Origin of the sequence: Streptomyces sp. NPDC059582, assembly GCF_042735715.1 — a bacterium.
GTDB lineage: Bacteria > Actinomycetota > Actinomycetes > Streptomycetales > Streptomycetaceae > Streptomyces.
On record NZ_JBHWCC010000101.1, the window covers coordinates 1 to 16919 of the forward strand.

The 16919-nt window shown below is 66.0% G+C and carries 4 protein-coding genes; 1 reads left to right on the forward strand and 3 read right to left on the reverse strand.

The window, feature by feature from the left end:
• On the reverse strand, positions 1 to 8279 hold an 8279-nt coding region (locus ACFV0T_RS41500; protein ID WP_385790639.1), incomplete at its 3' end, for an amino acid adenylation domain-containing protein.
• Between the two features lie 1257 nt (positions 8280 to 9536).
• Here ACFV0T_RS41500 and ACFV0T_RS41505 point away from each other — a divergent pair.
• On the forward strand, positions 9537 to 12980 hold the full coding sequence (locus ACFV0T_RS41505) for a S8 family serine peptidase (RefSeq protein WP_385790641.1): 3444 nt from the start codon (positions 9537 to 9539) through the stop codon (positions 12978 to 12980).
• A 117-nt stretch (positions 12981 to 13097) separates the two neighbouring features.
• Here the strand turns inward: ACFV0T_RS41505 and ACFV0T_RS41510 are convergent, their stop codons facing one another.
• Positions 13098 to 15854 carry an alkaline phosphatase family protein gene (locus ACFV0T_RS41510; protein WP_385790642.1) on the reverse strand — a complete coding sequence of 919 codons (2757 nt, stop codon included), beginning with the start codon at positions 15852 to 15854 and terminating at the stop codon, positions 13098 to 13100.
• 4 nt (positions 15855 to 15858) lie between these two features.
• A partial coding sequence (locus tag ACFV0T_RS41515) for an ABC transporter permease (RefSeq protein ID WP_385790643.1) occupies positions 15859 to 16919 on the reverse strand: 1061 nt, incomplete at its 5' end.

The following is a 16919-nucleotide window of genomic DNA, read 5'->3' on the forward strand; positions in this document are numbered from 1 at the left end:
ACCAGCGCCCCCGAAGCCTCGACGGAACTCCGCGTGATGACGGTGACCGGCTGGGCGTCGTCGAGCATGAAGGCGATGCGGTCGGCGGGATAGTCCGGATCGATCGGCACATACGCACCGCCCGCCTTCACCACTGCCAGCAGCGCCACCACCAGATCCACCGACCTCGGCAACGCCACCCCGACCAACGACTCCGGACCGACCCCCTGCCGCACAAGGAGCCGCGCCAGACGATTCGCTTTCCCGTTCACCTCGGCATACGACAGTGCCCGTCCCTCGAAAACCACCGCCGTCGCATCAGGAGTCCGCAGCACCTGAGCCTCGAACAACCCGGGCAGCGTTACCGCCGGCACATCGGCCGTGGTGTCGTTCCACTCCTCGAGGATGCGGCGACGCTCAGCAGGAGACAGAACATCGACCTCCATAACCGACGTCCCAGGCTGATCAACAAGCTCAGCCAAAAGACGAACGAAGCGGCCGGCCAGCATTTCCACGCTTGCAGAGTCGAAGAGATCCACGGCGTGGACCAAATGACCTCGCAAGCCTGCCGGTTGCCCGGAATCATCGAAGTTCTCGCCCAGATCGAAAGAAAGGTCGAATTTGGAGTTGGCTCGGCCTATCTGCTGGAGTGTGAGCGCCCTTGCCTTGAGGCCGGGAAGTTCGAGTGTCGCTTGGGGCAGATTCTGCACCGTCAGCATGGTTTGGAAGAGGGGGTGGCGTGCCATGGAGCGGGTGGGTGCGAGGTCTTCGATGAGGCGTTCGAAGGGCACGTCCTGGTGGGCGTAGGCGGCGAGGACTGTTTCCCGGGTCTGGGCGAGCAGTTCGAGGAAGGTCGGGTTGCTGCTCAGGTCGGTGCGGATGGCGAGGGAGTTGACGAAGAAGCCGACCAGGTCGTCCAGTGCGTCGTCGGTGCGTCCGGCGACCGGTGTGCCGATGGTGATGTCGTTTCCGGCGCCAAGGCGTGACAGCAGTGTGGCCAGCGCGGCCTGCAGCACCATGTAGAGGGTCACGTTCTCGCGGTGCGCGAGAGCGACCAGACGCCGGTGGACCTCACCATCGACGTTCAGGGGGACTACGCCACCGCGGTGTGTGGCCACCGCGGGGCGGGGCCGGTCGAAAGGAAGAGCAAGTTCCTCCGCAGCACCGCCCAGACGCTCACGCCAGTAGGCGAGCTGCTGGTTGAGGAGGCTGTCGGCGTCCGTCTCGTCTCCGAGGAGATCTCTTTGCCACAGTGCGTAGTCGGCGTACTGGACCGGGAGCGGTTCCCACACCGGGGCTACACCTTGAAGGCGGGCGCGGTAGGCCTGTGACATATCCCGTGCCAGCGGTCCCATCGACCACCCGTCACCGGCAATGTGATGCACCACCAGCACCAACACATACTCGTCAGGCCGGGTCCGCAGCAGCCGGCTGCGCAGCGGGATGTCGCAGGCCAGGTCGAAGGCGTACCCGGCCGCCTCCGTCACCGCCGCCGTCACGTCCGTCTCGGCCAGGTCCACCACCGGCATACCCACCAGCGCGGCATCCGGCTGCAGGACGTGTTGGCTCGGGCGGCCGTCCACCAGTGGGAACACCGTGCGCAGCACTTCGTGGCGGCCCACCACATCGTTCAACGCCGCCGCGAGCGCATGCGTGTCCAACGCTCCGGATATGCGCAGCACCAGCGGAATGTTGTAGGTCGGACTCGGACCTTCCAACTGCCCCAGGAACCACAACCGCTGCTGTGCAAACGACAACGGCACCAACTCCGGGCGTGGCCGCACCCCCAGTGCCGAGCGCGAGGGTGACGCTGTGGCGAGATGGGACGCAAGCTTGGCAACTGTTGGCGCCTCGAAGACTGTCCGGATCGGAAGCTCTACACCGAAAGCAGATCGGATGCGGCTGACGAGTCGGGTGGCCAGGAGCGAATGCCCGCCCAATTCGAAGAAGTTGTCGTCGACACCCATTTCATCGATGTCAAGGATTTCACCGAAGATCTGGCTGAGCTTTTCCTCCTGTGCTGTGCTGGCGGCGCGCCGCGTGGCACCTGTGATGTATGTGGGTGCGGGGAGGGCTTTGCGGTCGAGTTTGCCGTTGACGGTCAAGGGCAGGGCGTCGAGGGTGACGATCGCTGACGGGACCATGTATTCGGGCAGGTGTGTGTGCAGGGCGGCCTTGATGGCGGCGGTGTCGAGTGCGGGTGCGGCCCCTTCGGGGCTGACGGCTGCCGAAGTCACGTAGCCGACGATCCGCTTGTCTCCGGGAGTGTCCTCGCGGACGATGACGGCGGCCTGTGCGATGCCCGGCTGGGCCAGGAGTGCGGTTTCGATTTCGCCGAGTTCGATGCGGAAGCCGCGGACCTTGACCTGGTCATCGGTGCGGCCCAGATACTCGAGTTGCCCGTCGGTGTTCCACTTCGCCAGGTCGCCGGTGCGATACATCCGCTCACCGGCACTACCGAAGGGGTTCGCCACGAACCGTTCCGCCGACAGTCCCGCACGGCCCACATAGCCGCGGGCCAGCTGGATTCCGGCCAGGTAGAGCTCGCCGGGAACGCCCGCGGGCACCGGCTGCAGCCGGCTGTCCAGGACGAACACCTTCGTGTTCCACGCAGGCCGGCCGATCGCGACAGCCGTGGGCGGGGAAGGCTTGTCCCACGTCCACGCGGTGACGTCGATCGATGCCTCGGTCGGACCGTAGAGATTGTGCAGCGGCACCCGGAGCAGCTCGCGGAACCGCTCGTGAAGGTCGAGTGGCAGTGCCTCACCGCTGGTGAACACCGCTCTCAGCCCCGTCACTTCAGCGGCTGCGGGCTCCTGGAGGAACACCTGCAGCATCGATGGCACGAAGTGTGCGACCGTCACCTGCTCACGGCGCATCACCTCCGCCAGGTAGGCAGGGTCCTGATGCCCTCCCGGCCGGGCCACGACCAGCGTGGCACCTTCCAGCAGAGGCCAGAAGAACTCCCACACCGACACATCGAAACCAAACGGCGTCTTCTGCAGGACACGGTCACCTGGACGCAGACCATAGGCACCCTGCATCCACGCCAGCCTGTTCACCACACCGCCGTGCTCCACCACCACGCCCTTAGGACGCCCGGTCGACCCCGACGTGTAAATGACATACGCAGGATGCCCCGGCACCAACACCGCACCACGCTCGGCTCGCGACAGGTTTGATCCCCTGCGGCTCTGGAGCTCGGCAATCAGTGGCGGGTCATCGACCACCACCGTCGGAGTTGTCATTGCTACCTCATCGTTGTGCCGGGCAAGGGACGTCACCAGAGTCGATGGCCGGGCGTCTTTCAGCAGGTAGGTGATGCGCTCAGCTGGCAGAGTGGGATCGATCGGGACGTAGGCGCTGCCGGACTTCATCACTGCCAGCAGTGAAATGACCATCTCTGCCGAACGATCCATCATGACGCCGACCAGGCGCTCCGGGCCCGCCCCGCGATCGAGCAGGGCTCGCGCCAGCTGGTTTGCCTGCGTGTTCAGTTCGGCGTAGGTGAGTGCCTGTCCTTCGAAGAGGACGGCGATGGCATCAGGAGTCTGCAGCACCTGTGTTTCGAAGAGTTCCGGCAGGGTTGCCGCCGGCACGTCGGTCGTGGTGTCGTTCCACTCCTGAAGGATGCGGCGACGCTCGGCGACGGTGAGGGCTTCGATCTCGTGCAGGGCCGGGTCAATACCCGGCATCTCGGAGTGGGTGTCCAGGGCGTCGGCGAAGCTCTCCGCGGTGGTCTCGATCGCAGCAGTCAGCCAGCCGGCTTCAACCAGGCCACTGGCCTGCACCGTGACCGTGAATCCTTCACCAAGGTCGTCGACCATGACCGACACCGGATAGTTGGTGCGTTCGTGGACGTGGAGGAGGGTGATGCCTTCCAACTGCTCTGCCGGGCTGGTGGGGGCACTGTGCCGGTAGTTGAGCAGTGTGGTGAACAGCGGCGTCTGGGCTGCGACCCCACTCGCGCGCTGTGCCAAGGCGAGGGGGGCGTGTTCGTGCAGTTGCAGGCCCGCCAGCTGCTGCTGCATCTTTCGCAGAGCAGTCGTGAGGGTCGCGCTGCCGGCGTCGGTACGTACCGGGAGGGTGTTGATGAACAGGCCCGGGGCGCGGTCGACACCGCTGCCGCCGCCCATGCGGCCCAGCAGAACCGTGCCGAAGACCACATCCTCACGTGAGGACACCTTGGCCAGCACACGCGCCCACACCAGGTGGAACACCGTGGCGGGACTGACCCCGTGCCGGCGAGCCGCCTCCCGCAGACGCTGTGCCAGCTCCGGTGCCAGCGGCCGTGACACCTCGCGGATCTCGCTGCCGTCACCTTGCACGTCTACGACACCGAATGCCGCGGTCGGCTCCTCCACATCCTGCAGAAGGCCGCGGAAGTACTCCTCATGCTCCGCAATCGACACCCCCAGCCGGGCCCGCCCGACAAAGTCACGGAACGGCACCGGATCACCCAGATCCCCCTCCTGGCCCGTGAAGAAGGCGTGGACTTCACCGAGAAGGACTTCCAGCGCGGTGTGGTCCTGGACGATGTGATGGATTTCCACCAGAGCGGTCCAACTGTCCGTCCCGGCCTGATCCGGGACCGCGCTGATCCGCACCAACGGCGCCCGCGACAGATCAAACTTCTCGGACGACCGGGTCAGCAACCAATCGGTCACCGCAGCACGGTCGATGACGTCGGCGAGAGACGGATCCGCATCGAGATACGTCACACGGACAGCCGCTTGACGCTGGACGACCTGGACGGGTTCGCGCAGTCCCTCCCAGACCACCGCCGTCCGCAGAATCTCGTGTCGGTCAACGACCCTCTGCAACGCCTCCGCGAAGGTCACCAGACGGTCCCGGGAGTCAAAGCCGAACACCGCCGGCAGCACATACACATCCCCGGCGTCAGCCCCGTCGCGGCCGTCGCGGCCGCCATGGTCGTCGGTGCTGTCCGCGGTGGCATCGTGTGTGAGCAGGTGGTGGAAGAGGATGCCTTCCTGCAGGGGAGCCAGGGGATAGATGTCCACGATGTTGCCCGCGCCGCCGGGGATCTGCCCCACGATCCGGTCGACCTCGTCCTGTGACAGATCAGCCAGCGGGAACAGTTCCGGCGTGAACGACTCCACTCCCGCCGTCCCGCACCGTGCAGGAACCACCACCTCGGCACGGCCCGTACTCGCCGCGAGCCCCGCAGGCGTGGGATCCGTGAACACCGTCCGGACGTCCACCACCACACCACGGGCACGCAACCGCTCCACCAACGTCACCGCCAGCAGCGAATGCCCGCCCAGCTCGAAGAAGTTGTCCTCCACCCCCACCTCACCCACACCCAAGACCTCAGCGAAGGCATGGCAGAGGAATCGCTCTTCCGGGCTGGTGGGGGCGCGACGAGTGGTCGTGAGGGTGTAGTCAGGAGCGGGGAGAGCCTGGCGGTCAAGTTTGCCGTTCGCGGACAGCGGCAGCGCTTCCAGCACCACAATGGCTGATGGGACCATATATTCCGGCAATGTGGCGGCCGCATGTGCACGCAGGGCTGCAGGGTCGACGATCACGTTCTGAGCCGGCACGACGTATGCGATGATCCGCTGGTCTCCCGGCCGATCTTCGCGTACCACGACCGCTACCTGAGTGACGGTGTCGTGCGCAGCCAATGCGGTTTCGACTTCGCCGAGTTCGATGCGGAAGCCGCGGACCTTGACCTGATGATCCGTACGCCCGAGGTAGGCGAGAGTGCCGTCGTGACGCCATTTGACGAGGTCACCCGTACGGTACATCCGCTCGCCCGGGACTCCGAAGGGGTTTGCGATGAACCGCTCAGCCGACAGGCCCGCACGCCCCACATAGCCGCGGGCCAGTTGGACTCCCCCCAGGTACAGCTCTCCAGGCACGCCAAAGGCCACGGGTTGAAGGGCGGCATCCAGAACGAACACACGGGAGTTGTCGATCGGGCGACCTATGGGCGTCGGGCCGTCAGCAGGGCCCATCGGGCGGCCGGTCCAGGCGGTGACGGCGATGGTGGCTTCGGTCGGTCCGTACATGTTGTACAGCGATGCACCGAGCGTCTCATCGAATTCACGGTGCAACTCGGGAGGCAAGGCCTCGCCGGCACAAATCACCAGACGCAGATCGACGCATTTCCCGGCTGCGTGATCATTCAAGAACAGGCGGAGCATCGACGGCACGAACTGGACGACGGTCACCCGTGCGTCCTGAATCACGTTGGTCAGGTAGCGGGCATCCCTGTGACCGCCGGGCCGGGCCACGACCACGGTTGCACCTGCAGTCAAGGGCCAGAACAGCTCCCATACCGAGACGTCGAATCCCACCGGCGTCTTGTGCAGTACGCGGTCTGCGGAGGTCAGTTCGTACTCGCGCTGCATCCACGTGAACTGGTTGACCACGCCCATGTGCGAGACGGCGACGCCCTTGGGCCGGCCAGTGGAGCCGGACGTGTAGATGACAAACGCGGGGTGTTCCGTCAGGAGCGCACCCGCCCGTTCCTCATCCGTCAGATCGGATCCGCCCATGCTTGCCAGACGGGCAACAGACTCGGGGGCGTCTAGGGGTGGGACCATATCGGTGTGCTGCTCAGGCAGCACACCGGATTCAAGTACAGCTGTCTCAGTGACGACCGTCACCGGGCGAGCATCGTCGAGCATGTAGGCGATGCGGTCCGCAGGGTAGTCCGGATCGATCGGCACATACGCGCCACCGGCCTTCAGCACCGCCAGCAAGGCCACTACCAGGTCCGTCGAGCGAGGCAGAGCAACACCGACCAGGGACTCCGGGCCGACACCTCGTCCCACCAGCAGCCGAGCGAGGCGGTTGGCCCGCGTATTCAGCTCGGTGTAGGACATTTCCTGGCCCTCGAATACCACGGCGGTCGCATGCGGAGCTGCCGATACCTGTGCCTCGATGAGTTGGGGCAGGGTATTCGCATCAACCGTCATCGCAGAGCCACTCAGCTCTCCGAGAATTCGTCGACGTTCTCCGCGTTCCAGTAGATCAACTTGGCCGATCTTTTCTTCAAAGGACGCTTGGCAGATCCAATGCAACGCAGCGTGGAACTGCCTCGAAGTCTCAGCGAGATGATCCTCGCTGTACAAGTCTTCGTTTGCATCCACGACGACTTCCATGCTGCCTGAAAGTCTGTCGTAGATCGAAAATGATATATCGTTTACCTGCGCGCCAGATATGTTGTGGGCGGTGCTCGTCGCATCACCGAACTTGAGATCGTAGTCGAATGCCATGACGTTGACCATGGCGGAATAGAGATCCGGTTTCCCGACGGCCTTGAGATCACGAACGATGTCTTCGTACCTGTATCGTTGGTGCCGAAGCGCCTTTCGAATCGCAAGGGATGTCCTCTTTACGAGGTCAAGTACGCTGCTGCTGGGGTGTAGTGAGATGCGAATGGGCAGGACGTTTGCTGCCATGCCTGGAAGCATGCGAAGCGAACTCGACCATCTGCCGGTCACAGGCAGCCCGATGACAACCTCACGTGCGCCCGCCGTTCGGTGAAGATTGAGCGCGGCGGCAGCCACTGCGATGACGGTGAAGCTCGTCCCAAAGCGTTTCGCAGATGACTTAAAGTGATCCACCGCTCCGGTGTCGAATTCAGCAGTGTGGCGTATAAGGCGGTGCGGGGTCGAGGTCGGGGACATTCTGCTCAGGCTGGGAGGCTCGGGGTAATTCGACATGGTTTCGAGCCAGAAAGAGCGATCTGCGCTGAAGTCCTCGGAATTCCGGTATTGGCTATCCGCATCGAGCAGCATTTCGAAGGGAGGAAACCACCGTTTCGGGGGGTGGGTATCCCTTGAGTAAGCCGTGTACAACTCTGCCACTCGTGCAGCGAAGAGCGAACCGGTGTAACCGTCGCCGATGATGTGGTGGACCCTCTGATACCAGAAGAAGACATCTTCCTGGATCTTCAACAGCGCCTGAGTGAATATTTCCTTGCCTGCGAGATCGGCTACGCGCGTAGCGTCTGCACGCATCCATTGGTCTGCAGAGAGTCTCGGGTTGTCGTGCGAACTCAGATCGAGTCGGTGAAATTCCCACGGTGCGCTGTCAGGCCACTGATGCGGAAGTCCGTTCTCATCTTCTCTGAATCGCATGGAGGAGGTCTCGGCCTCTTCGGCAGCACGCCGGACGGCGCGTTCAAACAGCAGTCCATTCACGGCGCCATTGATCTCGACATATTCGGCGATATTGAAGGCTGGATTCCCGGGATGCAGTTGCTGTGCGCGCCATATCCCGAGCTGCCCGGCCGTAAGTGCTCGTCGGCTTGTGTTTGATGCGGGCATTTCATACACCTCGGGATGTGTCGGGCGAGGACGCCTGAACAGGACTTACCGAAACACACGCAATCGCGGCTCCATGAGCAGTTGGATCACACTTTCTTAACGTCACGTGAACAGGTGGCAACGTTGCAAGATTGTTCACACCGTGTGGGCAGGCGATTGCTGGGTATAGCAGGCGAAATGGGCGCTTTGGGTCACCAGGTCATGTCCCCTCGGCGCAGCACACCGCACCGCTGACGCACCGTTCGGTCACCTCGACCGGCCTCCACCGCCACACTTGCGACGTCAACTGTGTTGATGGCTCGCCGAAGAGTGTGACACGGTTGGTAGGTCATGGTCATCCGGCGTGTCAGATTCGCTTCAACCCGCCGGTGCGGTTCCGACGTCCGGGAGGGTGCTCGCCCAGGCACCGAGGTGGTCTTGACCATGCCGGCTCTCGCGACTTCGCCGCCTGATCGGTCAGTAGCCGGGGGAGTCACGCAGGCTCCCGGCCGCGACATGACTCAGGGACCCTGCCGTACTCGGCGGCAACATCCCGCCACGGAACCCCCGTCGGCGCCCGGAATCGTATGCCGTCGTCAACTGCTGCCGGGGCCAGGCAGGAGGCCGCCCCGCCTTCGTTCCCCTTCGGCAGCAACGGCTCCCACATCACCTACAGCTCGTCCGCGAGATCTCCCCGCCCCATGAACCACGCTCATTCATCACCCCAAGATCGACTTTCGACGTCACGTCCAGGGTCGGTGCGGTGTGGACCGGGGCTTGAGGTTCTTGGCGAGCTCGTCCCAGCCCGGCCGCTCGCTCCGAGCGACGCGCCGTAAAACACACCGTTGGCCCGCACGTCTCACAACGATGCAACACAACTCTTCACAATGAATTTGTCCACGCTTATGATCACGTCGCCCAAGTGATGCCAGCCCGCTGCGGTGTGGCGTTCTGGACGGCAGAGGGCGATCGTTCCCTGCCCGGACCCAACCAAGGATCCCCTTGCAGAAACACCACAGAGGCTGGAGCGTGCCGGTCATCGTCGGCGCTTCGGTTCTCGCACTCACGAGCCCGATCACGGCTCAGGCAGCCACCCCTCCCGGTACCTCTGCCCCGCCACCCGCATCCGCCATGGACCATGTGCCGGCCGGTGACCACTCCGTCACATTGATCACCGGTGATGTCGTCACAACCAGTCAGGTTGGCCGTGGTGCAGGGCAGTCCGGTGGCACCGTCACCGTCCGCGATGCCGCTGGACTGCCGGCATCGACCCGCATCATGACGTCGGGCGATGACCTCTACGTCTACCCCGAGTCCGCGCTGCCGTTCCTGGCCCAAGGCACCCTGGACCGGCAGTTGTTCAACATCACGGATCTGATCGCGAACGGATACGACGACGCGCACCGCGACCGGTTGCCGCTGATCGTCTCCTACACGCAGGCTGCCGCTGCACGTCGCGCGTCAGCCGTCCCCGAGGGGGCGGCCCGGGTACGCAACCTCGACAGCATCCAGGGTGCCGCCCTGACCGCGGACCGTTCCCGCGCGGACGACTTCTGGAAGTCCGTGGCCAGGACGACGACGAACCACGGCGCCCGAACGCAGAACACCCAACCGTCCTTCAGCGGCGGAATCTCGCACATCTGGCTGGACGCCCCCATCCACGCCGACCTCGCCGACAGCACCGCGCAGATCGGCGCCCCGCAGGTCTGGCAGGGCGGCGACACCGGGCAGGGCGTGGACGTCGCCGTCCTCGACACCGGCGTCGACGCAGGCCACCCGGACCTGACGGACCGCATCGTGAGCCGGCAGAGCTTCGTACCGGACGAGAACACCGACGACCACGCGGGACACGGCACCCATGTCGCGTCGATCATCGCCGGAACCGGTGCGGCTTCCGACGGGAAGGAGAAGGGCGTCGCGCCGGGCGCCCGGCTGCGCATCGGCAAGGTACTGGACAACTACGGCAGCGGACAGATCTCCTACGCCCTGGCCGGCATGGAGTGGGCAGCCGTCGACCAGCACGCCAAGATCATCAACATGAGCCTCGGCACCGGCCAGGTGTCCGACGGAACCGACCCGATGAGCCAGGCCGTCGACCGGCTCAGCGCCCAGACCGGCGCGCTGTTCGTGGTCGCCGCGGGCAACCTCGGGGGTCCGAGCACCATCGGCGCACCGGGAGCGGCCACCTCCGCGCTCACCGTGGGCGCGGTCGACGCCACCGACTCCCTCGCTTCCTTCTCCAGCAAGGGCCCCCGCGTCGACGGCGCACTGAAGCCGGAGATCACCGCACCCGGAGTCGACATCCTGGCGGCCAACTCCCAGTTCAGCGACAACGGCCACGGCGCCTACCAGTCCTTGAGCGGCACCTCCATGGCCACACCCCACGTCGCCGGCGCCGCCGCCCTGCTCGCCGCGGCCCACCCGGACCTCAGCGGAAGCCAGTTGAAGGACCTGCTGGCCAGCAGGTCCCGGCAGACCCCGTCGTACGACGCCTTCGAGGCCGGCAGCGGCCGGCTGGACGTCGCCGCGGCTGCACAGGCCGGAGTCTTCGCCTCGGCGACCGCCTATGCGGCCCAGTACAAGGGCGGCACCCTTCAGCGCCCGGTGACCTACACCAACGTCACCGACGTGCCGGTCACACTCACGCTGTCCGTCGACGCGCCGCACGCCCCGTCCGGGATGTTCCGCCCGTCGGTCTCCCGCGTGGTCGTCCCCGCGCACGGCACCGCCGGCGTCACGGTGACGATCGACGGCTCCGCGGGCACCGCCAAGAACCACTACTCGGGGCAGCTGCTCGCAACGGACACCGCCGGCAGCGCCGTCGCGCACACCGCCGTCTCCCTCGGCTTCGCGACGATGCACAAACTGACCCTGACGTTCAAGGACTCCCAGGGCAATCCCACGTCCGGCGAAGTCCAGATGCTCAGGGCAGGCGACAAGAACTCCTTCCTGATCCCCGTCGGCCCCTCCGGCACCGAGGAGATCTTCCTGCCCGACGACGTGTACTCGGCGCTCTCCTACCAGGAGGTCCAGGGCGTCCACGGTCCCCATTCCAAGGGCCTGGCCCTGCTCGGCGACCCCGACGTGCTACTGGACCGTGACACCACCGTCACGTTCGACGCCTCCAAGGCCAAGCGCATCGAGATGAGCACCCCGCAGCGCAGCGACGTGACGTTCCAGAAGCTGGGCTACAATCGTGTCATCAACGGCGTCAGGTCGGGTCTGTCCGCCGAGAGTGTGTACTACGACAGCATCTGGGCGCAGCCGACCACCCACAAGGTCACCCACGGCGACTTCCAGCTGACCACCCGTTGGCGCGGCGAGAAGCCCGCACTGGCCGTCTCCACCCGCACGACCGAGTTCACCGGCATCCTGCGCCAGGAGGGCATCACACCACTGGCCAGGGGCACCTACAAGCTGCCGCTGGTCTTCGCCGGCCAGGGGTCGAGTGCGGACTACGCCCACCTCGACGCGCGCGGCAAAGCCGTGGTGGTCCGCCACAGCGATGACGTCAGCGACATCGACCAGGCGGCCAACGCGATCGCCGCGGGCGCGAAACTCATGCTGGTCGTGGAGAACGGGTACGGCCGCCCCATGCGCTCCTACGCGCCACTGGGCCAGCGGCCTGTGGCACTCGACGTCGGCCTGCTCGGCACCGAGGACGGCGAGAAGCTGATCCGGCAGGCCGACGACGCCGGGGCCAGGATCACCGTGGACTCCGAGACCGCGAGCCCGTACGTCTACGACCTCGCGCACGTCTGGCACAACGAGATCCCGTCGAAGATGACGGTCAAGGGCGACACCGAGAACCTGGCCCGGATCGACGTCACCTTCGCGAGCCCGAAACCGGACGCCACCGGCGCCGAGTTCCGCTTCGAATGGCTCGACGGCGTCGACTGGTCCTCCGGCCCCATCATGCCGGAGCCCGCGAACGGGAAGCGGACCGACTGGGTGTCCACCACCGGTGTCCGCTGGCACCAGGAGGCGTTCGCCGAATCCATAGGCTTCGAGCAGGGTGCGAAGACCGCCTACCGGGCCGGCAGCCGGCAGTCCGAGGAATGGTTCAAGCCGATCCAGCGCCCCTTCCTCAACGACACCTTCTTCAACAATCTCCCGCCTACCCGCAACGGCAACCACTTGTACGTCGACATCCCGGCCTGGGGCAGTGGGAACCACGTCGGGTGGAACCAGGACCCGGTCGTAACTCAGCAGCAGACCCTGTACCAGGGCACCACCCAGTTGGGTCAAGGGAACTTCACGAACGTCTGGGGCGACGCACCGAGTTCCGGTAGGTTGCCGTTCAAGCTGGTCGTCACCGGCGAGCGCAATGTGACGTACACCCCGTACTCCTCCCGTACGCGTACCGAGTGGGGCTTCACGTCGGAGGCGCCGACGGATGCCGCCACCGTGGTGCTGCCGCTGGTGCAGCTCGACTACCGGATCGGTACGGACGCGGCAGGGCGCGCCGGGCGGCACGACACCCTGTCCGTCACCGCTGCTCACCTGTCTGGCGCCGGCCTTGCCGGCAAGATCGGCGCGGTCGGTCTGGAGCTGTCCTACGACGACGGCCGGAGCTGGCACAAGGCCACCTGCCCCAGCGACGGGCGTTTCCGCCTTGCTGCTCCGACCAACGCGTCCTTCGTGTCGCTGAGGGCGAGCGCCAAGGACTCGGTGGGCAACTCGGTGAACCAGACGGTGATCAGGGCCTTCGGCCTGCGCTGAGCTACGGCCGGGCACGGCACCCTCGATGAGTGAGGCCGGTCCGTCCGCGGTGGAACGACCACCGCGGACGGACCCGCTCGTTCAGGTGCAGTGCCGACGACCTCTCAGGACGATGGGTCAGCCGTCGCTCTCCGCCGATGGGATGTAGGCGCCCGGCACGTCCTCCGGCGCGAAGATCTCGCTCTCGCCGGGGTACGGCTTCGTCCACTCGTGCGTCTGGTACCACGTGAAGTGGTTCATCTGCGCGGGGTTCGCGAAGTCGGGCACGGCGTTGGGCCCGGTCAAGCGCTGGTGCGTCTTCCAGGTCTCCCACTTCGCCGCGACTGTCTGCTCGGCCGCTGGCACCGTTGCAGACGTCGGCGCGGGCGCCGCCTTGGCGTTCTGCGGCGCCGGGGTGTCCGGGCCGCAGGAGGGCTGGGTGCTCAGGCCGAGGGTCAGCGAGGTCCGGTTGGGCACTACCGTGAACGGCGTGTTGTTCGCCTTCTTGGTGAACGCCCCCGTCATCGGGGTGGCCGCGCTGTCCTTCTGGTTCATCGGGTGGATCCCGAGGATCTGCTCGATGGTCCGGATCATCGTGATCTGGGAGTAGTAGCGGTTGTCGACGGTACTGCGCTGGGCCCAGGGGCTGATGATCTGGATCGGGGCACGGTGGCCGTCGATGTGGTCGAGGCCGGCCTGGGAGTCGTCCTCGACGACAAAGATCGCGGAGTCCTTCCAGTACTTGCTGTGCGAGATCTCGTCAACCATCCGGCCGACCGCGAGGTCGTTGTCGGCGACCTGGGCGGCCGCGTTCGCCGGGCCACCGGTGTGGTCGTTGGAGAACCAGAACATGTTCAGGTTCGCCGGACCGTTCTTCTCGAAGTCCTGCTCCCAGATCTGCTCCTTGTAGATGTCCGGGACGCTGGTGTCGAACTTCGGGAAGCCGGGCACCGAGACCTTGTTGAGCGACGGGATCGCCGATCCCGTTTGAATGGGGTAGGCGGTGGGCTGGCCGGTCGCGTCCATGTTCTTGGCATCGCAGTACAGGTTCTGCCAGGTCGCGCCGGACGGCTTGCTCTCGGCCGACTGGAACTCGCCGAAGTCCTTGACGGACTTGCCGGCCGCCTGCGCACCGGTCCAGATGAAGCCGCTCTTCTGGTGGCCGAGAACGTCGTCCTCGGTGTCGTAGCTGCGCGTGTACTCACCGGCCGAGGACTCGGTGTACTCCGGGTTGTCGGACTGCATCAGCCAGTTGTGGCCCTCGGCGGAGTTCGTGCCGATGTCGTACGTGTTGTCGTACAGCCCGAACTGCGAAGCCAGCGTGTGCTGGTTCGGTGTCACGTTCTCGCCGAACTGCGCAAGCGACGCATCGCCGTTGCCCTGCGGCATGTCACCGAAGATCTGGTCGTAGGTCCGGTTCTCCTTGACGAGCAGGAAGACGTGCTTGATCGTCGACGGATCGCCGAGCCGCACGGGGACCGGTACCGGCTTCTTGTGGCCCTTGCCCTTGGCCAGCTCGACCGAGCCGCGGGTCCAGCCGTTCTGCTGGAAGACCTTGCGGGTCTCGGACCTGATGACGCTGTCGTCCGGCAGCGTGAACTGCGTCAGGCTCGACGTCGTGTCGTGGGTGCCGTGCCCGGCCTTGCTGGTGGGGCGTCGGGCGTCGATACCACGAGTGTTGGAGACGACCACGTTCTTGCCCACGGTGGTGATCTCCGAGGGGAAGTAGTCCGTCGGGAGCAGGCCGACGTAGCCGACCGGATCCTGCGGGGACTTGTACCGGTAGACGGCGACCGCGTTGGCGCGGCCCAGTGTCACCAGCAGATGACCGTCGTCCGTGAGCGTCACCGCGTCGGGCTCGTAGCCCACCGACGCCTCCGGCCACGGCTGGGTGGCGATGGTCTGGACGACCTTGTCGTTGGCGGTATCGATGACCGACACCTTGTTGTCGGCGGTGCTGGTGACGAACACCGTCCCGTTCTTGGCGTACACGGCGGTCGGGTGCAGACCGACGTCGATGCTTCCGACGGTGGCTGACGGGTCTGCCAGGCTGATGACGCTGACCGTGCCGGTGGTGCTGGAACCGGTGTCCGGGTTGGCGGGCACCTGGGTGCCGTAGGAGTTGATCGTGGTGTCGCCGGTCTTGGCCGGACGCCCGCCCTCGTTGCTGACGTAGAGCTTGTTGCCGACCATGGCCATGCCACGGGGGGCGTTGCCCACGGCCCAGCTCTGCTTGATGGCCCCGTTCGCCGAGTCGATGGCGACCACCCGGTTCTGGCCGTTGACCGCGGAGTACACGGTGGAGCCGTCGGCAGAGAACACCGCCGCACCCACCAGCGCGTGCCTGGAACCGTCCGCCGGGATCGAGATGGCCGTCGGGTCGGCGAGGGTGCCGTCCGAGTTCACAGTGAACTTGGTGTAACCATCCCCCTGGCCCAGCCACAGTTGCGAACCGTCGGGCGAGTACGTCGGGCCCTCCTGGCCGACGGCGCCGCTCTGGATACGCAGGTCGTCCACCGAAGAGGTGCCGACCTTCTGCTTCACCTGCCCGGTCTCGAGGTCCATGATGACCAGCGCCGCATCGCCGTCGGCCATGGAGGCGGCGAGGTGCGTACCGTCCGGGCTGACCACGGACGACATGATCTTGCCGTCGTCGATGACGGTGCGGCTGCCGTACGGCGCGATGTACTGGTCGGAGGAGATGACCTGGCCGTTGGCGGTGTCCTGGCCGACCTGCTGGGTGCCGAACTGGCCCGTCTGCGCAACAGCGGTGCCCGTGACGCCGAGGGCGACAGCGATGCCCACCGTCACCAGAGTGGCCCGGCGGCCGACGCGTCTGCCGAAAAGGCTGATCTGTGCCGTTTCATTGTTCCGGCGCTGCTGTGTTACCTGCATGGAACTATCCCTTCGAGGTGGCGAGCAGGTCGACGTTGCCGTCGAACTGCCACATCGGGTTCGGTGCGTCCCCCTCCGGGGTTCGCACCAGGAAGTAGCCGTTCACTTCCTTCGGTCCGTCGCCATCGGCCATGAAACGACCGTCCGGGGTCACGTCGAGTTGGTAGATGGCCGTGCCGACCGCCTCGACGCCGGGAAGATGCCAGGAGACGACGCAGCGCCAGTCGTTGCCCGGCCCCTCCGCTGCGACCCTGATGCTGCCCTTGTCACACGTCGCCGTGGCCTTCAACTGCGCTTCGGTGACGGCGGGGCGGTTGAGCTGCTGGGTCTGCATGCGATAGAGGTGGGCGAATGCCGTCGCGACTGAGCGCTGCACCTTGTCCTGCTCGATCCCGGAGCCCGTGGCCCCGGTCGTCGCGGTGACGACCGCGACCGTCCCGGCGACCAGTCCGACGAGCGGCAGAGCTCCGGCGGTGACCGCGCGGCGCCCCGAGCCGTCGTAGCTCAGGTTGGTGAAGTCGCGTCGCATGAACAGCACGTAGGCCAGCACCGTCGCGGTCACGGCCCACAGCAGGCTGACCACGACGCCGATCAGGAGCGGGCCGAGCTGCGCAGGGCTGGTGAACAGACCGTTCCAGGCGATGAATCCGTAGCTCGGCAGGGCGACGCGTACGGCGACGGGGAGCGGCATCATCTGGGCCAGCTGCATAGCGAGCGCCACGAGCGCGGGCAGCAGCAGTCCCATCGGCGACCGCCCCAGCGTGACGGACCCGAGCAGTCCGATCGCGGCCAGGGACAGGGTCGGGGCGAGTACGCAGACCCAGGCGAGCAGGACCTTCCCAGCGGCGTCCGCCGACGTCAGCAGGTGGCCGTCGAGGCCGACCAGCGGCTGGTTGCCGACCGCCACCATCCCGCCGACCGCGCTGGAACAGGCCAGCCCGGCCACGAGCAGCAGGATGACGGTCAGGCTGGCCAGCGCCTTCGCCGCGAAGATCCGCCGGGGCGAGCGGACCGCCACGAGCAGGTGGCGCCACGTGCCGAGCCGGTCCTCGGACGCGAACACGT